Origin of the sequence: Cupriavidus necator A5-1 (genome assembly GCF_000744095.1) — a bacterium.
GTDB lineage: Bacteria > Pseudomonadota > Gammaproteobacteria > Burkholderiales > Burkholderiaceae > Cupriavidus > Cupriavidus necator_A.
On sequence record NZ_JQLI01000008.1, the window covers coordinates 3,082,028 to 3,103,530 of the forward strand.

A 21,503-nucleotide genomic window follows, 5' to 3' on the forward strand; every position below is an offset into this window, starting at 1 on the left:
ACAACGAGCGACTCGTCTTTTCGCACCTGCCAGCCACCCCGAAGCAGAGCAAGACGGCCCTGGCAGGGGCTCAATGGAGAGATGTCGCTCGGGCTCTAGGCAAGAACCGGAAGCGATGGGGTGAAAACCTCCGCAATTGGTTCCTCTGCCAGGTCGAAACCCTTCCCCGCAGACCGTCTGCGAGCCTGGTGTGGCGTCATTGCCAACGGGATAGAAGTGTGGTTTTCAGCTCGAGACCTCTAGTGTCCTGCGTCAGAAGTTCCTTGCATTATTAACACCACGTAGTAGTCTGCGTTGAAGGCACGCAAACGGCGAGACGGTGATGAGAGGAAGACCAAAGGCGGAACTTGTGTTGAGTGAGGTCGAACGTGAGCAGCTCAAGGCGCTGACGATGCGGCGCAAGACCGCACAGGCTTTGGCCTTACGAGCGCGCATTGTGCTGGCTAGCGCTGAAGGCCTGGACAACAAGACCGTCGCGGCAAAGCAGCGTGTCACTCAGCAAACCGTATCGAAATGGCGTGCGCGCTTCGTGGCGCATCGGCTCGATGGACTGCTCGATGCGCCGCGACCAGGGGCACCGAGGACCATCGGTGATGCACAGGTGGATGCGATTATTGCCAAGACGCTCGAATCCGTGCCAGCCGCCGCCACCCACTGGAGCACGCGCAGTATGGCTCGCGCGGCGAATCTATCGCCGTCGACCGTGACGCGTATCTGGCGTGCCTTTGGACTGCAGCCTCATCGACAGGAGACCTTCAAGCTCTCCACCGACCCATTGTTCGTGGAGAAGGTGCGCGATATCGTGGGGTTGTACCTCGACCCACCGCTCAAGGCCATGGTGTTGTGCGTTGACGAGAAGAGCCAGATTCAAGCACTGGACCGCACGCAACCCATGCTGCCGCTGGCGCCAGGCATCCCCGAGCGACGCACGCACGACTATATGCGCCATGGCACGACAACGTTGTTCGCCGCGCTGGACATCGCCACAGGAAAAGTTATCGGTGAATTGCATCGCAGACATCGCAGCAGTGAGTTCCTGCAGTTTCTACGCACGATCGAAGCCAACGTGCCACCCAAGCTTGATGTGCATCTCGTCATGGACAACTACGGCACGCACAAGACGCCGTCGATCAAGGCTTGGTTCGCTCGCCATCCGCGCTTCCATGTTCATTTCACACCGACCTCCGCCTCATGGATCAATCAGGTGGAACGCTGGTTTGCAACCATCACCGAACAATACATCCGCCGCGGCACGCATCGCTCAACCCGACAACTTGAGCAAGCCATCCATCAATACCTTGACCTGAACAACGCCAACCCCACGCCTTTCGCGTGGACGAAGTCCGCCGATGACATCCTCGCCAGCATCAGGCGATTTTGTCTACGAATTTCTGACGCAGGACACTAGGACCTCGAGCGGCGCAGTGAAAACTGCGTTTTGTCGCCGTGTTCTCTTGTGGAAGAAATTTTGCCTAAGAGAATGGCCATCTCTGCTAGTCCAGAGATGGCCATTGAGAATTACATCAACACTTTAAGCGACCGCCTAGGGCATCTGCCTGGCTTTTTGTTGTGCTGGCCGATCCCGCGTTACAGGATATGCCGGCCGATCCACCATGCAATCGCAGCCATGAAGGCCGACGCCGGAATCGTCAGCACCCAGGCCCAGACGATATTGCCGGCCACGCCCCAGCGAACCGCCGACATCTTCTGCGCCGAACCGACGCCGACGATGGCGCCCGTGATCGTATGCGTGGTCGACACCGGCACGCCCAGCGCCGAGGCGAAGAACAGCGTCAGCGCCCCACCCGTCTCGGCGCAGAAACCGCCGACCGGCTTGAGCTTGGTGATCTTCTGTCCCATGGTGCGCACGATGCGCCAGCCACCGAACAGCGTGCCCATGCCGATGGCCACGTAGCAGCTCACGATCACCCACACCGGCGGCTCACCGCCGGACGCAACGTGGCCGCTGGCGATGAGCAGCATCCAGATAATGCCGATGGTCTTCTGCGCGTCATTGCCGCCGTGCCCCAGGCTGTACAGCGACGCCGACGCCAGCTGCAGCCGGCGGAACCAGCGGTCCACGCGCGAGGGCGGCGTGCGGAAGAAAGTCCAGCCCACCATCACCATCATCAGCGAACCCAGCAGGAAGCCCAGGAACGGCGAGATCAGGATAAAGGCCACGATCTTCAGCAGGCCGCTCCCCACTAGTGCGCCGGTGCCGGCCTTGGCCACCGCCGCGCCCACCAACCCGCCGATCAGCGCGTGCGACGACGACGACGGGATGCCGTAGTACCAGGTGATGACGTTCCACGCGATCGCCCCCACCAGGGCGCCGAAGATCACGTAATGGTCGACGATGCCGACGTCGATGGTGCCGGTGCCCACCGTGGCGGCCACCTTCAGGTGAAAGATAAAGATTGCGACAACGTTGCACATCGCCGCCATCGCCACTGCATGGTGCGGCTTGAGCACGCCCGTGGACACCACCGTGGCAATCGAGTTGGCCGCGTCGTGGAAGCCGTTCATAAAGTCGAACAGCAGCGCGAGCGCCACCAGCAGGGCGATCACCCACAGGCTCATTTGAATGGTCTGCATGCCGATTGCCGCCTCAGGCGTTTTCCAGGACGATGCCTTCGATGATGTTGGCGACGTCCTCGCACTTGTCGGTGATCGTCTCGAGCTGTTCGTAGATGGCCTTCAGCTTGATCAGGCGCTTGACGTCGGTCTCGTCGCGGAACAGCTTGGACATTGCCGAGCGCATCACGCGATCCGCCTCAGACTCGAGCTGGTCGATCTGCTGGGCGGTCTTCAGGATGGTGCTGGCGTTGCCCATGTCCTCGAGCAGGCCGACCGCGATCTTGACCTGGTCGCAGCACTGCACGCAGATCGCCGCCAGGCGCAGGGCCTCGTCGGTCAGGTTGGTCACGTCATACAGCGAGATGGTCTCGGCCACGTCTTCCATCAGGTCCAGGATGTCGTCCATGGTCGTGATGAGCTTGTGGATCTCGTCGCGGTCCAGCGGCGTGATAAAGGTCTTGTGCAGCAGGTCGATGGTGTCGTGCGTGATCCGGTCAGCCTTCTTCTCGGTGGCCTGGACACGGCGGGCATGCGCCTCGGCGTTGGGCAAGTCGTTGACCAGCGCCTGCAGTTCATGGGCGGCGGTCACCGCGCAGTCGGCATGCTGGTTGAAATATTCGAAGAACTTGCCCTCAGTGGGCATGAATCGGCCGAACATGGAATGTTCCTTGTTGCAGCGGGAGAGACGCTGCTTTTGTGTTGCAGATTGGGCGGACGCATTGCATGACAGCCGCCGGGTAGGCGGCTGTCATCAAAGCGCAATATTTTACAGGGTTACGGGGATATTGCCCGCTGATTTGGCACAAACGAGACGGCGCCGCCGCGACTATTGCGCGCAGGCTTGACTTCGTCAGGTGTCGTTGTCGAAGAAAGCCGGGCCGCCGCTGAAGTTGTCGAACTTCGTGAACTGGCCGAGGAAGGTCAGTCGCACGGTGCCGATCGGGCCGTTACGCTGCTTGCCGATAATGATTTCAGCCGTGCCCTTGTCCTGCGAGTCCGGGTTATAGACTTCGTCGCGGTAGATGAACAGGATCACGTCGGCATCCTGTTCGATAGCGCCGGATTCGCGCAGGTCGGACATCACCGGACGCTTGTTGGGGCGCTGTTCCAGGCTTCGGTTGAGCTGCGACAGTGCGATCACCGGGCAGTTCAGTTCCTTGGCCAGGCCCTTGAGCGAACGGGAGATTTCGGAAATTTCCGTCGCGCGGTTCTCGCCGCCGCCGGAACCTGACATCAGCTGGAGGTAATCAATGATGATCAGGCCAAGCTGCCCGCACTGGCGCGCCAGGCGCCGCGAACGGGCACGCAGCTCCATCGGGTTCAGCGCCGGCGTTTCGTCGATGAACAACTGCGTGTCGTTCATGCGCTGGATCGCATGCGTCAACCGCGGCCAGTCTTCGTCCAGCAGGCGGCCGGTACGGAGCCGGTGCTGGTCGAGGCGGCCCACCGAGCCGAGCATACGCATGGCCAGCTGGGTGCCCGCCATTTCCATCGAGAACACTGCCACCGGCAGGCCCTGCTCCACCGCCACGTGCTCGCCGATGTTCAGCGAGAAGGCCGTCTTACCCATCGAGGGACGGCCGGCCACGATGACCAGGTCACCCGGCTGCATGCCGCTGGTCATCTTGTCCAGGTCGATGAAGCCGGTCGGCACGCCGGTGACGTCGGTGGTGGAATCGCGGTGGTACAGCTCGTCGATGCGCTCGACCACCTGGGTCAGCAGCGGCTGGATTTCCTGGAAGCCCTTCTGGCCGCGAGAGCCTTCTTCGGCAATCGCGAAGACCTTGGATTCGGCCTCGTCGAGCAGCTCACGGACTTCACGGCCCTTCGGCGCGAAGGCCGCCGAGGCGATATCGTCGGCCACCGTCACCAGCTTGCGCAGCACCGAGCGCTCGCGCACGATCTCCGCATAGCGGCGGATATTGGCCGCACTGGGCGTGTTCTGTGCCAGCGAATTCAGGTACGCCAGCCCGCCCACCTCCTCGGCCTTGCCGGCGACCTGCAGCATTTCGTAGACCGTGATCACGTCGGCCGGCTTGGTGGCCGAGATCAGCCGGGCGATGCTCTGGAAGATCATCCGGTGGTCGAAGCGGTAGAAGTCCGCCTCCGACAGGAAGTCCGCGATGCGGTCCCAGGCGGCGTTGTCCAGCAGCAGGCCACCCAGCACCGATTGCTCGGCTTCGATGGAATGCGGCGGGACCTTGAGGTTCTCGAGTTGGGGATCGGCGACGGGCGCGTTCATGGGGAGGGATTATAACGGCGGGCGGACGCACTTCGCCGGACATTCGGCGCTTCCGGTCGGATTACATTCCGGTATCAGCGCAGGCAGGGCCTGCGGAGTGCCGCGGGGGGTACCGCAGCCGTGGCGCGATAGAGCTGCCGGCAACAAAAAAGGCAGGAGCCAGGGCTCCTGCCTTTTTTGCTTGCAGTGCTTCGGCCCGCGCGCAGGGGCGCAGGCGAGGCTGCAGCGGGTCTTAGACCTGCTCGCCCAGCACCGACACGGTCACGTCGACCACGACGTCCGTGTGCAGGGCAACGCTGACCGGGTGGTCGCCCACCGTCTTCAGCGGGCCGTTCGGCATGCGAACCTGCGACTTCTCGACCTTGAAGCCTTGGCCTTCCAGGGCCTCAGCGACGTCGGCGTTGGTGACCGAACCGAACAGGCGGCCGTCCACACCCGACTTCTGGCTGATCTGGACGGTCAGGCCGTTCAGCTTCTCGCCTTCGGCTTGCGCGGCGGCCAGCTTCTCGGCAGCGGCCTTTTCCAGCTCGGCGCGCTTGACTTCGAACTCGGCGATCGCGGTTTGCGTGGCGCGGCGCGCCTTCTTCGACGGGATCAGGAAGTTACGGGCGTAACCGTCCTTCACCTTGACGATGTCACCCAGGTTGCCCAGGTTGATGACTTTTTCCAGCAGAATGACTTGCATCGTGTTTTCTCCGTTACGGACCTAGGGCCTATCAGTTCTTGTGCAGGTCGGTGTACGGCAGCAGCGCGAGGAAACGCGCACGCTTGATCGCCGTATCCAGCTGACGCTGATAGTGGGCCTTGGTACCGGTCAGGCGGGCCGGCGTGATCTTGCCGTTGTCGCCGATGAAGTCCTTCAGGGTGTCCAGATCCTTGTAGTCGATCTGTTCCACGCCAGCCACGGTGAAGCGGCAGAAGCGCTTGCGCTTGAACAGCGGGTTCTGTTGCTGGAAGCGCTTCTTGTTCTTGTTGTCACGTTTGACGAATGCCATGATTCAATCCTTTTCGAATGCTTTACATCCGGTGATGTGAAAGACGAGAGCCTTGCTGTTGCGGTGCTTGCGGGCGAGGAATCCTTCGCAGTCGAGCAGCGTGCCGAGCGGTAGTCGCTCAAGCCGCTGGCCGACCGGCCCGATCCCCATCGCTGCGATGGCAAACTCGACCTGGCGCGGCGTTTCCGCCTCGACGGCCTCGCCGCTGTACTGCAGGATGCAGTTCACGACGGGCACCCCGGCCGGGGTATAGCGCAGGGCATCGCGTTCCGCCAGGGTGGCGGCAAGCCGAAGCTGGTTCAACGCGGGGCCTCTCGCTGTTTGCCATCGGTGCCGCCGTGGCCGACGCTGTCAGCCGTGGCACGCACCGCAGTCCGCACTCAGGCGGGCTGGCCTTCGGTGGTCGTTTGCGCGGCCTTGCGGGCTTCTTCGCGCTGCACTTCCTTCATCATCGGCGAAGGAGCGGTCTCGGCCTTCTTGGTCTGCACGATCAGGTGGCGCAGGACGGCGTCGTTGAACTTGAACGCGTGCTCCAGTTCAGCCAGGGTGTCCTTGCCGCATTCGATGTTCAGGCAAACGTAGTGAGCCTTGGCCAGCTTCTGGATCATGTAGGCCATCTGGCGACGGCCCCAGTCTTCCACGCGGTGAACGTTGCCGTTCTGCGAGGTCACGAGCTGCTTGTAGCGCTCGATCATGGCCGGCACTTGTTCGCTCTGGTCCGGGTGGACGATGAAGACGATTTCGTAATGACGCATTGACGCTCCTTTTGGGATTAGCCACCCGGGCGTCACGAGTCCGGTGTGGCAAGGTTGAATAGCCTTAAAGTATAGCCCGGAAGCGTCCGGACCTGCAAGCCGCTTGCCTGTCCATAGCTGGGGCCGCCCGGCTCAGGCGCGGGCGAAGACCGCCTGCAGGCGCGCCGGGTCGCGCGCGAGGCCGGGGTCCGCCGCCAGCGCGAGCGCCAGCAGCACCCGCGCCTTGTACGGGTTGAGGTCGGCAGCAGAGACGAATAAGCCATCCGCCGGATTGGGTTGCGGCGGAATCGACACATGGCCTGCCATGGTGCGCGAACTGCGCACGACGGCCACGCCGGCATCGGCGGCATCGGCCAGCGCGGCCGCGAGATCCTCGTGCACCGAGCCATTGCCGGCGGCGGCCACCACCAGCCCATCGACGCCGGCCTGGACCAGCGCATCGACGGCAACCCTGCCCGGCTGCGCGTAGCTCGCCACGATCTCCACCGTCGGCCACGCCTCCGGCATCGGGCCAATCGCCCAAGCAGCGCGCGGCGCGCGGGCGAAGCGCACATAGTCGTCCTGCACGAAACCCAGCGGCCCACTGGCGGAAACAAAGGCGTCCACAGCCGAGGTGTGGGACTTGGCCACGTCGCGTGCGGCGTGGATCTGCTGGTTCAGCACCACCAGCACGCCCTTGCCGCGCGCATCGGGGTGCGCGGCTATGCGGACCGCGTCCAGCAGGTTCAGCGGACCGTCGGCGGACAGCGAGGTCGACGGGCGCATTGCCGCCGTCATCACCACGGGCACCGGGCACGCCTGCGTCAGGTGCAGCGCCATCGCGGTTTCTTCCAGCGTGTCAGTGCCGTGCGTGATGACGATGCCGGCCACATCGGCTTGCGCGGACCAGTGCTCCACCCGCGCGGCCAGCGTTACCCACAGCGCGAAGGTCATGTCCTTGCTGTCGACCTGCGCCACCTGCTCGGCCTCGATGCGAGCGACGGACTGCAGCGCCGGCACCGCGGCCAGCAGCGAGGACACGGGCACGGTCGCCGCCTGGTAGCGCGCGCTGCTGGCGGGATTACCGGACGCACCGGCAATGGTGCCGCCGGTGGCCAGTACGACGATGCGAGGCAGTTGGGTCATGGGGGCTCAGGAAAAAAAGTACAGGAGGATTGCGAATGGCCGATTGTAACGGCGGACTTGCCGAGGGCCGCGGCCCGAAGGGGTCAACCGGCATGCCTATCCATACGACAGCCCCGAAAAATTCTGCTTGCGCTCAGACCGATACTGTATAAAATCACAGCATACTGTTTAAACATACAGTGCCCGGCCCGCCGGATGCAGGATTTCCGATCGTCTCGACCCCTTCGATCCCGACTGGATCCGATGCTCCTGAATCCCTGCGCGGCCCTGCACGGAACGGCGATCCCATGGCGACCCTGACACCCCGGCAGCAGCAGATTTTCGATCTGATCCGCAACACGATCCGCCGTACCGGCTTCCCGCCCACCCGCGCCGAGATTGCCGCCGAGTTCGGCTTCTCATCCCCCAACGCGGCAGAAGAACACCTGCGCGCGCTGGCCCGCAAGGGCGTGATCGAACTGACGCCGGGCGCCTCGCGCGGCATCCGCCTGAAGGTGTCGCGCAGCGATTCGGAAATGCCGGATCAGTTCTCGCTGCCGATCCCCGGCGTGATGCAGCTAACGTTGCCGCTGGTGGGACGCGTTGCAGCCGGCAGCCCCATCCTCGCCGCGGAACATATCGACCGCCAGTACCAGGTCGACGCCTCGGTCTTTGACGAACGCCCCGATTACCTGCTGCGCGTACGCGGCCTGAGCATGCGCGACGCCGGCATCCTTGACGGCGACCTGCTCGCCGTGCGGCGCGCCAGCGAAGCCCCCAACGGCAAGATCGTGGTGGCGCGCCTCGGTGACGACGTGACGGTCAAGCGCCTGCAACGGCGCGGCGGCCATATCGAACTGATTGCAGAGAACCCGGACTTCGCCAACATCATCGTGGAGCCCGGCCGCGAGGAGTTCTCGCTGGAAGGCATTGCAGTCGGCCTAATCCGCTCTTCCGGCTTCTAGCCGGGCACCGCAGGCCACAGGCCTGCGCGGGCCCTCCCCCGCTTCCATTGCTTTGCAGACGCCGCCCGGTTCGCCGGGTGTTGACCCCGCTTTTGCCTGAAAAAGAGGTGCAGCCATGCCGCAAATCCACCACGCCGCCGTCCGCCGTCCGGTCAAGCCCGTGCCGTTCCGCCAGTGCAAGGGCGTGCGCGTCTACCAGGGCGCGCAGCGCCGCACTATGGTCGGCAGCATGGCCGCCATCTGCCGGATGCTGGAACTCGAAACCTCCGACAAGCTCGTTGCCTGAGCGACAACGCGCGCCGGCGCATCCCGGGCTTGCGGCCGCCATGCATTTCGTTGCGCCTTGGCTGCTGCTTAGCTGCGTGCGCAGGCCTTGGCTTCGGTTTCCAGCTCCTGCGGCGTCAGCTGCGGGAACCATGTGTCGCTCTTGCGCAGTTCCAGCGCCGTGCCGTCGGGCTTGGCCGTCAGTGAGATCAGGTAGGCGTACTCGAACTGGCCGGTGGCGTTTACCTGGCCAATCCGGATCTCAGTCTGGCTTTTCGCCGGATAGCTAACCACCGTGGCCTCATCGCCGAGGTTATTGCGCAGGCATTTCGCCACATCGCCCATCTGCGCGGGCGTGAACAAGCGCATCGGAGGACGCGCGCGAATATCCTTTTCGGACGTACTGCTGGCGCACCCGGCCATCATTGCCGCGATCGCCACGCTGCAGCCAATCACCTTCGCTCGAACAGACATACCAACCCCTTGGGAATGCAAGGCGCGTATGGTACAGGAGGCACACGGGTTTCGCGCGGGGCTGCGCACGGCCTGCGCATCGCCTGATGCAAGCGCCACATGGTGGCATGGACGCGATGGGGAGATTCGGGAAAGGAATTTCTTCGGTAACGATCCGCTCAATATCCGGGGCCACCAGACTCGCAGAGAGCCCAAGGGAGTATGAGTTAGCCGTTCTGGCAAAACCGAGTGGTCGAGGGCTGCGCGGATCGGCTTTGAGTCCCATCAGCCACCCCAAAAGCATTTCTCCAAAACGGCGCCTCGCAAGAGCGCCGTTTTGCTTTGTCGCGCCAATATGCCGCAGGTATGCCGTACCAGGCCAACTAGAGCCTCACATAATGAGATTCCAATCACTGCAAATGCTCCGGGGGATTGCGGCCATGTGGGTTGTCGCTTACCACATGCAGGGCCACTTCGACCCGCTTGCCACAGCATTGCCGTTCAGCGCATCTGAGCTGCTGCGCAAGGGATATATTGGGGTCGACCTCTTCTTTGTGATCAGCGGCTTTGTGATTGCGTGGACCGCCTTGTACAAGCCCGGGCCTCACGATGCGCCCACACAGTTCCTGCTTAAGCGAGTACTCAGGGTAGCGCCGCCCTACTGGGTTGCCACGCTCTACTTCGCGATGCTTAGTGATCTCCGCAAGATCGAACTAGAACCGTCGTTGTTTTTATGACAGCCTTCTTCCTCTACGAGCCTCGCATGAGCATTCTTTTCAGGGGTCTACCCTGTGCGTCCCTCGTGGCCGGCTTCCTGGTAGCCGAGCGATATCAGCTATTTTCGATACCTCATCGGCTTTCTTATCTCGGCGAGATATCATATAGCGTTTACTTGACACATCCATTTGTGTTGGTCGCGGCAAAGTTCATATATGTGACAATGCCTGGCCAGCACTACGTTCAAACTGCTCAGTACCTACTAACACTAGCAGTAGTCTTCTGCCTGGCTCGATTCTTCTACAAATACGTCGAGCACCCCATACTCCAGTATGGAAAGCGAATTGGCACTGGCCGTCTCCAGACCACACAGCCAGCACCGGATTCGACAGTCTCGCGGGTCAAGTGATTGACGGCTTCGCCCACGACCCGAATCGTTCCGCGCGTCGGTAGGTTTCAATCAAGGTTCGTAGGCGCGCTCACAGGCGAGCCAGCAATCCGGGCTGAGCTTGCGTACCATAGCAGAGGGTCGCAAGCGGCATGCACATGTCATGAATGCCTGCATTCGACCTTCTCTTCGTAGTCTCCATTGCTCTTCCACTCACGCTGGATCAGGCAAGGGCCTTCGCGGTACTTCTGCTTCTGCTCATAACCGCGCGGGCCGCCCTTGCACTTGCGCTCCTCCTTGTATTCGCCATCACGCTCTTGCTCGCGTTCGATCTTGCAAGGGCCGCTACGGAATTTCTCCTTGTACTCACCGCCGCCGCGATAAACGTCACGCTCATCAGAGCGCGCGGCAGACGAAGCGATAAGACACAGGAGCACAAGAGCGGCCGCTGGGAAGTTTCGGGACATGAGATTGAGTCGCACAGGAAGATGGCGGAGCATAGCAACGGGCATCCTCGGTCGCTGTATCAAAGCGTTACGACGCCGCCATCAACCTGTGCAGAAACGACCCACGAAACATCAAGGGATGATGCATTGGTGCCACGCACCCTCTTTAGTGGGGATATGCTACGGAAAACATAGGTGGGCAAAATCGTTCTCGTCGAATGCGTTCACCCATTCGGCTTTCGCGAATGCCCGCTTTACGTAGCGGGCACTTTTTTAGGAACCATTATGCAAGCGCGAATCATTCGCGTTCTGCCTGCAGACCATGGTTGGGCACTGGAACTCGTCAGCCTCAACATGCAGCCTCAGAAATTTGCAACGATGGAAGCGGCAATCGCTGCGGGTTGGGCCTTGGCCAGACGAGAGAAAGCCGAACTGCATATACATCGCCACGACGGGGATGTTTGCCTGCGCAGTGCATGCGACGACGAGCAGGAAGAACCCCAGCAGTAACGCCGTGCCAGCCCGCCGCCGTACCTGCGGAGCGGTTCAGGCGTTAATTCGTCGGCATACACATAAAGCCATGCCTATGGCATGTCGCCGCCCCCGTGGTGAACTCACGCGCTGCCCTGCCCAGGTCCTCGCCATCGCGCTGCCGGTACTCGTGCACCCGAACGCGGCGGCCGAACGCGCCGTCGTCGGCCTCCACCTCGAACGCCTCCCTTGGAAGATCTGCGATGGCGAGCTGGTCGGCGAAGGAATCGAAACGATTTGGAGTAGCCGCATGAGGCTACAAGCCGGTCTTGGTGTTCTCGACGCAAGCCTTTGCGTAAGCAACTGCTTCGGTCATTGCCTCTACCTCGCTATTGAACGTGGCTTTGATCTTGTGTCGCAAGCCTGGGACAAACTCGTTTGCGTGATCGATTCTTCGCTCGAACAATACCGATGCCTCCCAAGCCCCAGATTTCGACTTCCAGACCGTGCAGTGGCAGTAGTACTCCCCTTCTTCGACCCAGGCATGGCTCGACATGGCGCCCTCCCATCGTTTCCGAGGAATCCTAGCATGACGAAAGAACGCCCTCCCCATACTCTTCGCCGGACCAGATCAACGGCGCCGGCGCGTGGGAGGCGAATCCCTGGGTGTGGGTGGTGGAGTTTCGGAGGGCTCAGCCGTGATCATCTACCCACGCTCTCGCCCAAGCGATCCCGGCTGCCGCAGCACGCTCGAACGAGGGGTAGTATCCCAAGGGATCCGAGCCTTCCACGAGGCGCCCATCCTTTTCAACTGCACCGGCAGCCTCGAAGGATCCGTCGCCAAGCTGCTTTGCAAAGCCGCGGACGGTGTAGCCCTGGTAGCTTTCGATTGTCATGACGACCTCCGATCGAGACGGCAAATCCTAGCATGAAGCACCTGACCACCCGGACCTTCGACGGCGAGGCCGGCTGCATCCTCTCGGACTGCGAGCACTACCGCTATCGCCTCTGGCGCGAGTGGGATGCCAGCCGGCCAGCACTGGGCTTCATCATGCTCAACCCGTCGACCGCCGACAACCGGGTCAACGACGATCACGCGGTGCCTGAGGCGAGCGCTGGCGGGAAAGTACGGGCGGCTGGAAGTGGTGAACCTGTTCCCGCTGCGTTCGACTGATCCGGATGGCTTGTTGACGCACCCGGCGCCACTCGGCGACCGAACTGACCGCAACAACGGCTCAATCATGGACGCAATCGACCGCTGCTCGCTAGTCATCTGCGCATGGGGCGCACACAAGGCCGCGCCGGCGCGCGCGGCAGAGGTGCTGCGGATCATCCGGATGTGCGGGCGCGGCAACCTGCTCTATCACCTTGGGCTGAATCTGGACGGCAGCCCGAAACACCCGCTCTACATCGCGGCCAAAGTCCGGCCGCAGCCATACACAGCATGAACGAAGCAGCAGCACGAAATCGAGGCGACGAACGAATCGTGGACGCCAGAGGCCACGCGGATGGCCGCATGGTGGCCAAGAAAATTGCGACCGCCGGAGAGAGCGGAAAGTGGAGGCGACCCATTGATGATCTTCCAAAACTGGAATCTCATCTTCCGAAAGTCGTAACAAGAGCCCGGAAAGCAAAACAGCCGCTTTGGTAAGCGGCTGTTTTGCAAAGGAATTTTGGGGTGGCTGATGGGACTCGAACCCACGACGACAGGAATCACAATCTCAAGCCAATAACGGCGCGGCTTTCCGGGTAGTTGATGGGAATACTCGACGTCGTCAAACCCATCTAAATCAAGGCTTCGAGGTCGAGTATTCCCACCAAACCGAGGGGCGTATCCATGCCCGTGCCGTACCTGTCGAGTCCGGGGATCGGGAGAGCCTGCCTAGTAGCCCATCTGATTTGGGATCAGAGGGTCGCATGTTCGAATCATGAATCATGTCGCCCCGACCAGAAAAACCCAATTGAAACAGCCGCTTAGACGGTGATGTCTAAGCCGCTTTTGCTGTGGGAAATCCACCGGTTGCGGCGCGCCAACCAACTCCAGCAGGCGATGTCCGGAGGTGCGCCAACTCCACACAGCTGATCCTCGAGATCTTCCGCCGCGAGCTGGCCGGCGAGCCGTGCGTGGCCGAGCGCGAGGCCTGGGAGCGGGAGTTTTTTGGCCCGCCGCGGGTCAGCGAATACACAAGCGGGAACCAATTCGTGCCCGATCGGAACTGGTGCCACCTAAGCTTTTGAAGCTAAGCGGGTTTTCATTACGAGTCCACTCCGAATTTTGGCGAAGAACGGCGTTTTTCGAAGGCTTCCTCGGACTGCTGCCGGCCGGCACTCTGCCGAGGGAGGCTTCCCTCGCTGAGCCGGGGCGGAGCACAGGCTCATGAGTTGTGCGGAGCAGTGGAAGTTGCGGCATGGTCGGGGGCTTCATCCCTGATGCCAGACAGCGAAAATCGCGCGCAACTAGCGCGAAATGTTCGACGCCAGTATTTTGTCATTGGGACGCCCTTGTTCGGATTGCTGTGACACGTATCCCCGCCAGCGGCGCAATAGAACGATCAGAAGCCCTGCGAGCATGATTCCCGCAAAAATATCGACAAGGTAATGGGCGCCAAACGGAATCGCCGAGTAGATCATTACGATATTCAGCGCCGCGGAAGCCGGAAAGACCCATCGGACGTGCCGCACTGCATATGCGAACAATACAGCATCAGCAGCGTGGAGGGAAGGCATCGATATAAGCCCCTGCCCCCTGTCCAGATCGAAAACGGTCATCTCGCCTTCGCGCAGAGCGTAGAACTGCGACCACGGCGATTCCGGCTCAGAGAAACCGAAGTGGATCATCGGGTTGGATGCCGGGAACGGCGCAGAAATCAAGATGACGGTAACAGCAGCCGCCATGAACAACAACACAAAGTCGGCCAGGTCATCGGTACGCTTCGTGATCCCGAGCACGATAATTGTAAACACAACCTGATAGGTGTACGACAGATAGACTTTGCTGAGCGCGACGCTGGCGAAATGATGCTTTGTCTGCCACGTGTACAGATCTGGCCAGTGGAATCCGACCATCGCATCTAGCGCGATCAGTTCTTTGTCTATCACCGGCGGGGCGAGAGAAACGCAGAGGTTTTGCAGGATGAGAGCTGCAAATGTGAACAGCATCATTACTGCCAGCGCGTCTACGAGCGCGCAACCTTCGCGAAAATGGAAGCGCAGCGCGAGTTGCGAATAACGCGATGAGCGAGAGATGCCACGAAGAATAAGCACTGAGACGGCCATTATCAGCAAACCTGATATTTGCTGCGCAATCGCCCCGGTTGCCACCGCGAATCCGGCTCGTTGCATCCAGACGTAATCGACCGCGGCGACGACGGTGAGGGTCGCCCAGGCGGCGATATTAAGGCACGCGGACGCCGAAAGCGGAACGCGGGCGGCGATAGGGACATTCAGGGTGGTCGGATATTGGGCGACTTCGATTTCGCTCATTCCCTCCCCCTTGTATTCTGGTCAATTTTGTCTTTCTTCAGGTCGCCCGCACTGCGCAGCAATTTTCAGTGCTGAAGTTCACGACATCGCGAGCTGGTTCCCTGGCCAGAAGCAAATCAATCTGCGAGTCCCCTCGAAGAAGGATTTTGCCGCCACGTTATCTGATTCGTAGCGCACGCGAACACCTAGTCGTGTTGCGATGATGGTAGCGGGCCGTATTGGAATACAAAAGTGATCTGGAGAAGTAGGCCTTTTGACCGATGGACAACCCGTTCAATCCCGACAGCAACCATGTCCTATGTCCTACGAGCCGATTCCCCGAAAGGCGCATCAACTCAGAATTGTCCGATTGCTGGAAAGGCACGACGGCAAGTCCGGGGCTTGGATGGCGGCTGGCTGCTGGGCTGCAGGGCGGGCGGCCGGCCGTGAAACTTGCCCCCTTTGCACGCACCCTGCCGAAGACTATCAGCGCCATGAGACCCACTCCTCCCCGGGCGTCCGAGCGGCTGAAACCTTAAACGCCAGATATTGCATGGCGAACGGTCGCATCATGATGCTTCTATTAGCCCAGCGGCCGCAGGATGGATTTGCGGGCGCCACGTTTGTCTACTCGGACCGCCCTTGGCCATATGCCTGGCTCTGGTGCGGATAAAGATAGGGTGGCGCTCCCAAGCTTCGGCGACAACTCCAGCCGCGTGGTAGCGCATCTGCTTTGGGATCAGAGGGTCGCATGTTCGAATCATGTCGCCCCGACCAGAAAAACCCAATTGAAACAGCGGCTTAGACGGTGACGTCTAAGCCGCTTTTTTCATTCCCTAACGGCTTCCCTAATTAAAATTTCGGGGCTCCCTAAAATACAGTGGTCGTACAGCCTGTATATCCATACAGTACTGGTATGCCCAACTTCCCCATTGGCCCAGACGGCCGTTACGAATATCCCAAGCACACCGCGGCCCAGCTGCGCGCCATCTATGAGCGGAACCCCTGCCCGGAGGTGCGGGAGCTGCTATGGGAAATCCACCGGCTGCAGCTGCTGCTGCTGCGGGCCAACCAGCTCCAACAGGCAATGTCCGGGGGCTGCGCCAACTCCACTCAGCTGATCTCGAGATCTTCCGGCGCGAGCTGGCCGGGGGGCCATGCGTGGCCGAGCGCGAGGCCTGGGAGCGGGAGTTCTTTGGTCCGCCGCGCGTCAGCGAATACACTCGACGGACAAAAGAGAAGGAGTAGCCATGTGCACGAACTACGCTCCCATCTATCGCCAGGTGCTGCGGGATATATTCGGCGTCGAGCCGCCGGCAGCAGAGTGGAAGGCCGAGACCTGGCAGGACTATGCCGCGCCGATCGTGCGAGTGGACCCGAATGGGCGGCGCAATAGCATCCTGGGCACCTTCGGCCTAACACCGATCAACTGAGTCCCAACAACACTCGCCATTCGCTCCCCATATTGTCATCGGTGATCGGCACCAGGCCGGGGGTGCGGGCCAGAATAGCCTGACACGCTTCGACCATGCCCTTCTCGGAAGGGCCATCGCCATGCTGCGCCGCGCTCCACTCGTTCTGAATGCTGTCCGCAATAGCACGGTCCTGCCCTGAACTAGGATCGAGCATCTGGCGACCGTCGATCCGATAGGCCGCCAGCGTCCTGCGCCAGTGCTCGAAATCCCATGAGAGCGGCGCGCGCGACACCACGATGTGATTCATGAACCGGGCTCCATACGGAAATGCCTGGCAGGCCTCGCGCTGTACACGTGCCGAATCCGTCGTGTTGAAATAGAAGACGCCGTCAGGCTTCAGATGGTCGTCAATGAGGTTCAGGAATTCCGTGGACAGCAAATTGGAAGCATTGGCACGAAAGTGAAAGGTCGTATTCGACACGATCGCGTCGAAACGCTGGTCGCGATGCATGCGCAGCCAGCGACGCCCATCATCGGCAAAAATCCTCACCTTCGGGTTGCTCAACAGCGACGCCTCGTCCGGCATCCTTGCCACCAGCTTCATGTAACCGGGATTGATCTCGACGATGGTCAGCGAGCGCACCTCTGGATTGTTGGCGATCACCTGCGCCCACGAGCCGGACGAAAGGCCGATCATCAGTACGTCGCGTGGATGGCTCCTGAAAAGATTCAGCGCGTAGGGTCGGATGATTCCGTTGGTGTCGTGCTGCAGCTCGACGTTGAAGCGGCCATCATACATTCCGCCGCCGTAAACGACGCCGTCACTATCCACCGTGATGATGCCGCTGCGGTTCTCGACCACATGCGCGAACGGCTTCTTGGTGCCGGCTGAATCCTTCCAAAGCAAAGCCTCCAGCGCCCCTTGGCTCAATGCCGGCAGCCCCGCAACAGCCAGCGCCGCCAACACGCAAGTGGTCGCGAGATGCCACCGCCTGGACCTGGCTGGTATCGGCAGCCATGCGTCAAGCGCCAGGGAACACGCAAGGCCTGCGCACACCAGTACGACGGCGGTCCCGACGAGGCTAAGGTGGTCCATCAGGACGAAGCCAGTGAGAATGCTGCCCGTGGCCGAGCCCAGGATGTTCGCAAGGTAGATCTGTGCGGTATGCATCCCGGCCTGATGATCGGCTGCAACGCCCCAGTGGGCAAGGCAAGGCAAGAGCGCACCCCAGCTGCACGCAATGAAGAACACCAGTGCAAGCACGATGCCAAGCATCATCTTGACTGACATGTCCCCATGGGCCACGATGGGCAGGAACAGCAAGCCGGAGACGTTCGCGACCAGCAAGGCACCGGCCAGCCGGCGCATCCCGTGCCCGGCAGCGTCACGGCACCACTCACCCGCCAGACGCGAGCCGGACGCTATACCTGCCAGGAACACGCCCAGCGTGATGGCGAAGACCGAGGCGTTCCCGCCGGACGCATAGGAGACCGTCCGGAAGAAGAAGATCTCGTAGGAGAGAGAAACCGCCCCGCCAGCACTGGCGAGTGCTAGAACCACGGCAAAGCGGAGCGTCGGTGCATTCGTCCCAGTCCGCTGCGCCCGGACCGGGTCCGCTTCGGCATGCGCGTCCATACGCCAGTGGGCCAGCAAAGCCCCTGCCGCTACGGTTGCATTGATCGCCACCGCCACATAAACAGAGGCCTGCATGCCAAGAAACGGGAACAGCAGCACAGCGCAGACGATGCACGCTGCGCTGGCGCCCAGCGTATTGACGTAGTAAAGCAACCCAACGGAACTGCCCACGTTGCCAAACCGGCGGGTCAGGTGGCCGACCAGCACCGGCAGCGTCGCGCCCATCAGCAGCGTCGGCACCAACACCAGCATCAGCGTGACGGCCGCCGTCACGCCCAGTGGCAGGCCGAGCGCGAGTGTGCCGACCCGATCGAAAATGCCTAGCGATACCAGGCCGAAAGCGCCGGTCAGCAGCTCAATAGCAGCCAGCAGCGGCAGCAACGGCAGACCTCGGCGCCTGGAGAGCATCCCTCCGGCAAGACTGCCAAGGCCGAGCCCCAGCATAAACGCCGTGACGACGATCGTGACCGATTCGATGTTGACACCGAAGATGCGAAACAACGAGCGCTGCCACACCAGCTGGTAGATCAGCGCCGGGAATCCCGAGAAGAAGAACAGGACACAGAGTGCCCGGCGCCAAAGCAATGCCTTGTCGCCCGGCAACCCAGACGAGCCTGCCGCATTTTCCACCTCCTGCCCGGCGGGGACTGCCTCGTTGCTCAGCTCCATCGACCCCTCCCTGATTTTACAGGCTCCAGGCCAGCCCCTGGCGGGCCGGACGAAGAGCCTTGGGAGACACCTTAATTCACGGCTCGACGTCGCGATATCGGCTAAAAGGGGTCATCCGAACGGTCGAGCCTGCCGGAGTTGCTGGGATCCCTCTCCTGGCTTCGCCCCACCCGTCAGGGCGTCGTATGACCGCTCGCAGGCTTGGCCGGCGATACGGGCTGAGTCCGCGTACCCAGCAAGTTCTCCCGCTCGGCGGTCAAGCCGGCTGAACATGTTGGCAAGCACATCGAGGGGATCGCCGGCTGCCGAGCCTGTGCCGGCAGCGGCGGTATTGCCGGCGCGGGCGGCCGCGATGAGCTGGGCAACTCGTATGCGCAGCCGCTCAGCAGCAGCATCAGCGTCGCGAGCATCGGCCCGCGCAGATTCAGCTTCCTTCGTTGCAGCATTGGCAATCTCCGTCTGCGCCGCGGTGCGGCGTTGCTCTTCGGCGCGCGCGAGATCGGCGGCCTTGATCTGGTCAAGCGCCGCGGACAATGCGGCCTTCGTACGCGCGGCTTCGTAATGCTTGGCGTCTGCTCTGGACTGGACGAGCCGGCCGCCGCCGAAAGCGAGCGCAAGCGCCATGATGGCGGCAAGCCAGAGACGCGAATCCAGTATGCTCATGTGGCCTTCCTCCCTTCGCAGAACGCTCGGGCTATTTGGCGCCGCGCCACAAGCCCACGCACCACCTTGCCTTTGACGTTGCCCTCACCGCCGCTCTGGCGGTGGCTCAGTAAGGAGCCGGCCATGGATACCGCCCTGCCCGCCTACCCCGTCGTCTATACGCTGCTCGGCTGCCGCTGCGTCACGCGCTTCGAAAAGCTGACCGACGCCGTCTCCTTCGCCGTCCGCGCTGAGATCGACGGCTGCACTGACATTTCTGTGCACTGAGGAGCCCCGCCATGGACCACCAACAGGCCCGGGCAGACATCGCCGCCCAGCTCGCGCACGGCCAGGTCGAATCCTTCTGCGAAGGCGACGACGCCATCCGCCACCTCAGCAAGCTCTTCATCGTGCGGAACACCCGCCGCGGCGCCGGCGAGTCCGATGCCGCCTATGCAGTCCGCGTCGGCTCCTTGCTGACAGACATGCTCGACGCGATCGGCCAGGTGCTGATCGGCGCCAACGTCAAGCACCTCCTGGCGGACGCCGCGGAGAAGCCCATGATCTGCGCAACCCGTGAAGCCTCCCTGCTGGCTGTCAGCAGGGAGGTGGCCCGCGACGTGCTGCTTGCGCGAGGTGTGGCATGACTCGCCGTATCGCCCCCCTGGACATCTGGAAGCTCCCCCTGCGCCAGCAGGCGCTGAAGTTCGAGGAACTTCGTCACGCGGCGCGACTGCGTGAGCTAAAGAAGATCGACGCGCAACTGGCGCTGCTCGAGGTAAAGCACGCCGCCATTAAGGCGGCCGGCTACACCATTTCGGGCGCCGAGATCGATGCCGACCTCTGCGCGGAGGCCTCCATTTCATGCCGCATGCCATCGTGAAATCGACTGCCGACGCCTACCGCGCGCTTATCGCAGTAGGTTTCAAGCTGGTCGACCGCGGTGAAGGCGGGTACCGCATCGTGCGCTTGCAGAAGGGGCGCCTCAAGGTCTCGATGGGCATGACGTGCGAACTGTCCGCCAGGCCATTGCGGCCAGCGGCGGCTCCCACTCGAAGTCTTCGGGCTTAGCGCGACCAGATCGGATCTCTTCCTCTACCCAGGCGTCGTACTCGGCCATCTCCTGCTCGAGCGTGGGCTTGCCTTGGGCGATGCGGATGGCATTGGCGGTATCCATGAAGGTGCGCAGGTCATTTGCCAGCGCGGCGACCTGGACGGCGGCGCCGGTACCGAGCTCGACTTCGAGCTTCTTATCAAAAAACTTGGTCATGGGCGCCATATCGGCGGCCTGCCGGAAACCTTGAGCGTGATCCAATGAAAGAACGCCCCATCCTCTTCAGCGGCGCCATGGTGCGCGCCATCCTGGACGGCCGGAAGACGCAGACACGCCGGGTGGTAAAGGAATCCCATCTCGCTCACACGCGATACGTCCCCGATGGCGCGGGTGATGTGTTCGTCCACGACACCTATCGTTGCCCCTACGGCCTTTCCGGCGACCGCCTGTGGGTGCGCGAGACGTGGAGCACGGACTTCGCCAACCACTATCCGCATGACCGCGTCTGGTATGCCGCCGATGATGACCGCCGCCACGACATTGAAGTGCGCGACGGCGTGCGCGGGATCTACAGCCCAGAGAGCGGCGTGCATGTCCCATTCCGCTGGCGGCCGAGCATCCACATGCCGCGCTGGGCCTGCCGCATCGAGCTGGAGATCACCGGCGTGCGCGGCGAGCGGCTGAACGACTGCAGCGAGGAAGACGCGCTTGCAGAAGGCGTGACGCTGCAGCCGTGCCATCCGAGGCACGCCGAGCGCATGGGGCGCGATGCCTACGAGAAGCTGTGGGACAGCATCAACGGCGCCGGCGCCTGGGATGCCAACCCATGGGTGTGGGTGGTGGAGTTTTGGAGGGTTCAGCGTTGATCATCGACCCACGCTTTCGCCCATGCGATGCCTGCCGCGACGGCAAAGTCGAACGTTGCGTAGTAGCCCAGAGGCTCAGACGCCTCCAGAACGAGATGGTCCTGTTGCACGGTGCCAAAGGCTTCGAACGAACCATCCGACAATTGCTTCGCAAAGCCACGAACTGTGTAGTCCTTGTAGCTCTCAATGCCCATGGTAGCCCCCTGTTTCGGAGGATCGTAGCATGATCGATTCCATCATCAAGCCCAAGCGCCCCGCCGGCCCTGGCTGGATTCGCGAGACGGGACAGGAAATCGAAGCTATCATGCGCGCCGCTGCGATGGGCTTCGCCTGCGAGGCCTGGGGGCACCCTGAATCCGGCATTGCCACGTTCAGCGCGGTC

Annotated in this window: 27 protein-coding genes and 1 pseudogene; 11 read left to right on the plus strand and 17 right to left on the minus strand. The window is 62.0% G+C overall.

Going from position 1 to position 21,503, the window contains the following annotated elements:
* Positions 1 to 322 precede the first annotated feature (322 nt).
* The gene (locus K307_RS38120) at positions 323 to 1,408 is read left to right on the plus strand and encodes an IS630 family transposase (RefSeq protein ID WP_042886256.1); all 1,086 of its coding nucleotides are present in this window, start codon (positions 323 to 325) and stop codon (positions 1,406 to 1,408) included.
* A 179-nt stretch (positions 1,409 to 1,587) separates the two neighbouring features.
* Here K307_RS38120 and K307_RS38125 read toward each other — a convergent pair whose 3' ends face one another.
* The 8 genes from K307_RS38125 to K307_RS38160 all read right to left on the minus strand — a co-directional run bounded on the left by K307_RS38125 (position 1,588) and on the right by K307_RS38160 (position 7,694).
* Positions 1,588 to 2,595: an inorganic phosphate transporter gene (locus K307_RS38125; protein WP_042886259.1), complete on the minus strand. Its 1,008-nt coding sequence runs from the start codon at positions 2,593 to 2,595 to the stop codon at positions 1,588 to 1,590.
* 13 nt (positions 2,596 to 2,608) lie between these two features.
* Positions 2,609 to 3,235 (minus strand): DUF47 domain-containing protein, encoded by a 627-nt coding sequence (locus K307_RS38130; RefSeq protein WP_010809517.1) that lies wholly within the window; start codon positions 3,233 to 3,235, stop codon positions 2,609 to 2,611.
* Between the two features lie 192 nt (positions 3,236 to 3,427).
* Positions 3,428 to 4,819, minus strand: a complete 1,392-nt coding sequence (locus K307_RS38135) for a replicative DNA helicase (protein WP_042886262.1) — start codon at positions 4,817 to 4,819, stop codon at positions 3,428 to 3,430.
* Positions 4,820 to 5,051: 232 nt separating this feature from the next.
* On the minus strand, positions 5,052 to 5,504 hold the full coding sequence (gene rplI / locus K307_RS38140) for a 50S ribosomal protein L9 (RefSeq protein ID WP_042886263.1): 453 nt from the start codon (positions 5,502 to 5,504) through the stop codon (positions 5,052 to 5,054).
* Between the two features lie 31 nt (positions 5,505 to 5,535).
* The gene (gene rpsR / locus K307_RS38145) at positions 5,536 to 5,814 is read right to left on the minus strand and encodes a 30S ribosomal protein S18 (protein ID WP_006575387.1); all 279 of its coding nucleotides are present in this window, start codon (positions 5,812 to 5,814) and stop codon (positions 5,536 to 5,538) included.
* Between the two features lie 3 nt (positions 5,815 to 5,817).
* Positions 5,818 to 6,117: a primosomal replication protein N gene (priB, locus tag K307_RS38150; RefSeq protein WP_022535682.1), complete on the minus strand. Its 300-nt coding sequence runs from the start codon at positions 6,115 to 6,117 to the stop codon at positions 5,818 to 5,820.
* 77 nt (positions 6,118 to 6,194) lie between these two features.
* Entirely contained in the window at positions 6,195 to 6,569 is a 375-nt protein-coding gene (gene rpsF, locus K307_RS38155) for a 30S ribosomal protein S6 (protein ID WP_042886264.1), read from the minus strand.
* A 132-nt stretch (positions 6,570 to 6,701) separates the two neighbouring features.
* Positions 6,702 to 7,694: an asparaginase gene (locus K307_RS38160; RefSeq protein ID WP_042886265.1), complete on the minus strand. Its 993-nt coding sequence runs from the start codon at positions 7,692 to 7,694 to the stop codon at positions 6,702 to 6,704.
* A 287-nt stretch (positions 7,695 to 7,981) separates the two neighbouring features.
* On the opposite strand from K307_RS38160, the gene lexA reads away from it, so the two are divergent.
* Positions 7,982 to 8,638, plus strand: a complete 657-nt coding sequence (gene lexA, locus K307_RS38165; RefSeq protein ID WP_022535685.1) for a transcriptional repressor LexA — start codon at positions 7,982 to 7,984, stop codon at positions 8,636 to 8,638.
* Between the two features lie 115 nt (positions 8,639 to 8,753).
* On the plus strand, positions 8,754 to 8,924 hold the full coding sequence (locus K307_RS48680; protein ID WP_196251644.1) for a hypothetical protein: 171 nt from the start codon (positions 8,754 to 8,756) through the stop codon (positions 8,922 to 8,924).
* 68 nt (positions 8,925 to 8,992) lie between these two features.
* Here the strand turns inward: K307_RS48680 and K307_RS38170 are convergent, their stop codons facing one another.
* Complete coding sequence (locus K307_RS38170; RefSeq protein WP_051975364.1) at positions 8,993 to 9,376, minus strand: hypothetical protein; 384 nt, start codon at positions 9,374 to 9,376, stop codon at positions 8,993 to 8,995.
* A 398-nt stretch (positions 9,377 to 9,774) separates the two neighbouring features.
* On the opposite strand from K307_RS38170, the gene K307_RS48685 reads away from it, so the two are divergent.
* Positions 9,775 to 10,092 (plus strand): acyltransferase family protein, encoded by a 318-nt coding sequence (locus K307_RS48685; RefSeq protein WP_042886266.1) that lies wholly within the window; start codon positions 9,775 to 9,777, stop codon positions 10,090 to 10,092.
* Positions 10,093 to 10,621: 529 nt separating this feature from the next.
* On the opposite strand, the gene K307_RS47010 is transcribed toward K307_RS48685, so the two are convergent.
* On the minus strand, positions 10,622 to 10,927 hold the full coding sequence (locus K307_RS47010) for a hypothetical protein (protein WP_080745451.1): 306 nt from the start codon (positions 10,925 to 10,927) through the stop codon (positions 10,622 to 10,624).
* Between the two features lie 174 nt (positions 10,928 to 11,101).
* Between K307_RS47010 and K307_RS38185 the strand changes: the two genes are divergently transcribed.
* Positions 11,102 to 11,416 carry a DUF2188 domain-containing protein gene (locus K307_RS38185; protein WP_042886269.1) on the plus strand — a complete coding sequence of 105 codons (315 nt, stop codon included), beginning with the start codon at positions 11,102 to 11,104 and terminating at the stop codon, positions 11,414 to 11,416.
* Between the two features lie 43 nt (positions 11,417 to 11,459).
* Here K307_RS38185 and K307_RS51270 read toward each other — a convergent pair whose 3' ends face one another.
* Together K307_RS51270 and K307_RS38195 are read right to left on the minus strand one after the other, a co-directional pair.
* Positions 11,460 to 11,612, minus strand: coding sequence for a hypothetical protein (locus K307_RS51270; protein ID WP_419187197.1), 153 nt, complete (start codon positions 11,610 to 11,612; stop codon positions 11,460 to 11,462).
* 457 nt (positions 11,613 to 12,069) lie between these two features.
* On the minus strand, positions 12,070 to 12,273 hold the full coding sequence (locus K307_RS38195; RefSeq protein ID WP_042886272.1) for a hypothetical protein: 204 nt from the start codon (positions 12,271 to 12,273) through the stop codon (positions 12,070 to 12,072).
* Positions 12,274 to 12,428: 155 nt separating this feature from the next.
* On the opposite strand from K307_RS38195, the pseudogene K307_RS38200 reads away from it, so the two are divergent.
* A pseudogene (locus K307_RS38200) lies at positions 12,429 to 12,825 on the plus strand (DUF1643 domain-containing protein).
* A 1,009-nt stretch (positions 12,826 to 13,834) separates the two neighbouring features.
* Here K307_RS38200 and K307_RS38205 read toward each other — a convergent pair.
* Positions 13,835 to 14,860 carry a phosphatase PAP2 family protein gene (locus K307_RS38205; RefSeq protein WP_051975365.1) on the minus strand — a complete coding sequence of 342 codons (1,026 nt, stop codon included), beginning with the start codon at positions 14,858 to 14,860 and terminating at the stop codon, positions 13,835 to 13,837.
* 1,229 nt (positions 14,861 to 16,089) lie between these two features.
* Between K307_RS38205 and K307_RS38210 the strand changes: the two genes are divergently transcribed.
* Complete coding sequence (locus K307_RS38210; protein WP_042886273.1) at positions 16,090 to 16,272, plus strand: hypothetical protein; 183 nt, start codon at positions 16,090 to 16,092, stop codon at positions 16,270 to 16,272.
* Here the strand turns inward: K307_RS38210 and K307_RS38215 are convergent.
* Both K307_RS38215 and K307_RS38220 read right to left on the minus strand, forming a co-directional pair.
* Positions 16,265 to 18,559 carry a fused MFS/spermidine synthase gene (locus K307_RS38215; protein WP_042886274.1) on the minus strand — a complete coding sequence of 765 codons (2,295 nt, stop codon included), beginning with the start codon at positions 18,557 to 18,559 and terminating at the stop codon, positions 16,265 to 16,267. The genes K307_RS38210 and K307_RS38215 overlap by 8 nt on opposite strands.
* Before the next feature lie 111 nt (positions 18,560 to 18,670).
* The gene (locus K307_RS38220) at positions 18,671 to 19,222 is read right to left on the minus strand and encodes a DUF2514 family protein (RefSeq protein ID WP_051975366.1); all 552 of its coding nucleotides are present in this window, start codon (positions 19,220 to 19,222) and stop codon (positions 18,671 to 18,673) included.
* Between the two features lie 123 nt (positions 19,223 to 19,345).
* Between K307_RS38220 and K307_RS48300 the strand changes: the two genes are divergently transcribed.
* The 3 genes from K307_RS48300 to K307_RS38230 are packed head-to-tail and all read left to right on the plus strand — an operon-like array spanning position 19,346 to position 20,084.
* Entirely contained in the window at positions 19,346 to 19,489 is a 144-nt protein-coding gene (locus K307_RS48300; protein WP_155301344.1) for a hypothetical protein, read from the plus strand.
* A gap of 11 nt (positions 19,490 to 19,500) precedes the next feature.
* Positions 19,501 to 19,848: a hypothetical protein gene (locus tag K307_RS38225; RefSeq protein ID WP_042886276.1), complete on the plus strand. Its 348-nt coding sequence runs from the start codon at positions 19,501 to 19,503 to the stop codon at positions 19,846 to 19,848.
* Entirely contained in the window at positions 19,845 to 20,084 is a 240-nt protein-coding gene (locus tag K307_RS38230; RefSeq protein WP_042886277.1) for a hypothetical protein, read from the plus strand. Before K307_RS38225 ends, K307_RS38230 begins: the two co-directional genes overlap by 4 nt.
* A 102-nt stretch (positions 20,085 to 20,186) precedes the next feature.
* Here the strand turns inward: K307_RS38230 and K307_RS38235 are convergent, their stop codons facing one another.
* Positions 20,187 to 20,471: a hypothetical protein gene (locus K307_RS38235; RefSeq protein ID WP_155301345.1), complete on the minus strand. Its 285-nt coding sequence runs from the start codon at positions 20,469 to 20,471 to the stop codon at positions 20,187 to 20,189.
* Positions 20,472 to 20,515: 44 nt separating this feature from the next.
* Between K307_RS38235 and K307_RS38240 the strand changes: the two genes are divergently transcribed.
* The gene (locus K307_RS38240) at positions 20,516 to 21,121 is read left to right on the plus strand and encodes a hypothetical protein (RefSeq protein WP_042886279.1); all 606 of its coding nucleotides are present in this window, start codon (positions 20,516 to 20,518) and stop codon (positions 21,119 to 21,121) included.
* Here the strand turns inward: K307_RS38240 and K307_RS38245 are convergent.
* The gene (locus tag K307_RS38245; RefSeq protein ID WP_042886280.1) at positions 21,112 to 21,315 is read right to left on the minus strand and encodes a hypothetical protein; all 204 of its coding nucleotides are present in this window, start codon (positions 21,313 to 21,315) and stop codon (positions 21,112 to 21,114) included. The genes K307_RS38240 and K307_RS38245 overlap by 10 nt on opposite strands.
* Positions 21,316 to 21,503 lie beyond the last annotated feature (188 nt).

Excerpts from the sequence above, each read along its gene's own strand:
- K307_RS38120 (WP_042886256.1), top strand. The coding sequence starts at position 323 with ATGAGAGGAAGACCAAAGGCGGAACTTGTGTTGAGTGAGGTCGAACGT.
- K307_RS38125 (WP_042886259.1), bottom strand. The coding sequence starts at position 2,595 with ATGCAGACCATTCAAATGAGCCTGTGGGTGATCGCCCTGCTGGTGGCG.
- K307_RS38130 (WP_010809517.1), bottom strand. The coding sequence starts at position 3,235 with ATGTTCGGCCGATTCATGCCCACTGAGGGCAAGTTCTTCGAATATTTC.
- K307_RS38135 (WP_042886262.1), bottom strand. The coding sequence starts at position 4,819 with ATGAACGCGCCCGTCGCCGATCCCCAACTCGAGAACCTCAAGGTCCCG.
- rplI (WP_042886263.1), bottom strand. The coding sequence starts at position 5,504 with ATGCAAGTCATTCTGCTGGAAAAAGTCATCAACCTGGGCAACCTGGGT.
- rpsR (WP_006575387.1), bottom strand. The coding sequence starts at position 5,814 with ATGGCATTCGTCAAACGTGACAACAAGAACAAGAAGCGCTTCCAGCAA.
- rpsF (WP_042886264.1), bottom strand. The coding sequence starts at position 6,569 with ATGCGTCATTACGAAATCGTCTTCATCGTCCACCCGGACCAGAGCGAA.
- K307_RS38160 (WP_042886265.1), bottom strand. The coding sequence starts at position 7,694 with ATGACCCAACTGCCTCGCATCGTCGTACTGGCCACCGGCGGCACCATT.
- lexA (WP_022535685.1), top strand. The coding sequence starts at position 7,982 with ATGGCGACCCTGACACCCCGGCAGCAGCAGATTTTCGATCTGATCCGC.
- K307_RS48680 (WP_196251644.1), top strand. The coding sequence starts at position 8,754 with ATGCCGCAAATCCACCACGCCGCCGTCCGCCGTCCGGTCAAGCCCGTG.
- K307_RS38170 (WP_051975364.1), bottom strand. The coding sequence starts at position 9,376 with ATGTCTGTTCGAGCGAAGGTGATTGGCTGCAGCGTGGCGATCGCGGCA.
- K307_RS48685 (WP_042886266.1), top strand. The coding sequence starts at position 9,775 with ATGCTCCGGGGGATTGCGGCCATGTGGGTTGTCGCTTACCACATGCAG.
- K307_RS47010 (WP_080745451.1), bottom strand. The coding sequence starts at position 10,927 with ATGTCCCGAAACTTCCCAGCGGCCGCTCTTGTGCTCCTGTGTCTTATC.
- K307_RS38195 (WP_042886272.1), bottom strand. The coding sequence starts at position 12,273 with ATGACAATCGAAAGCTACCAGGGCTACACCGTCCGCGGCTTTGCAAAG.
- K307_RS38205 (WP_051975365.1), bottom strand. The coding sequence starts at position 14,860 with ATGAGCGAAATCGAAGTCGCCCAATATCCGACCACCCTGAATGTCCCT.
- K307_RS38210 (WP_042886273.1), top strand. The coding sequence starts at position 16,090 with ATGTGCACGAACTACGCTCCCATCTATCGCCAGGTGCTGCGGGATATA.
- K307_RS38215 (WP_042886274.1), bottom strand. The coding sequence starts at position 18,559 with ATGGAGCTGAGCAACGAGGCAGTCCCCGCCGGGCAGGAGGTGGAAAAT.
- K307_RS38220 (WP_051975366.1), bottom strand. The coding sequence starts at position 19,222 with ATGAGCATACTGGATTCGCGTCTCTGGCTTGCCGCCATCATGGCGCTT.
- K307_RS48300 (WP_155301344.1), top strand. The coding sequence starts at position 19,346 with ATGGATACCGCCCTGCCCGCCTACCCCGTCGTCTATACGCTGCTCGGC.
- K307_RS38225 (WP_042886276.1), top strand. The coding sequence starts at position 19,501 with ATGGACCACCAACAGGCCCGGGCAGACATCGCCGCCCAGCTCGCGCAC.
- K307_RS38230 (WP_042886277.1), top strand. The coding sequence starts at position 19,845 with ATGACTCGCCGTATCGCCCCCCTGGACATCTGGAAGCTCCCCCTGCGC.
- K307_RS38235 (WP_155301345.1), bottom strand. The coding sequence starts at position 20,471 with ATGACCAAGTTTTTTGATAAGAAGCTCGAAGTCGAGCTCGGTACCGGC.
- K307_RS38240 (WP_042886279.1), top strand. The coding sequence starts at position 20,516 with ATGAAAGAACGCCCCATCCTCTTCAGCGGCGCCATGGTGCGCGCCATC.
- K307_RS38245 (WP_042886280.1), bottom strand. The coding sequence starts at position 21,315 with ATGGGCATTGAGAGCTACAAGGACTACACAGTTCGTGGCTTTGCGAAG.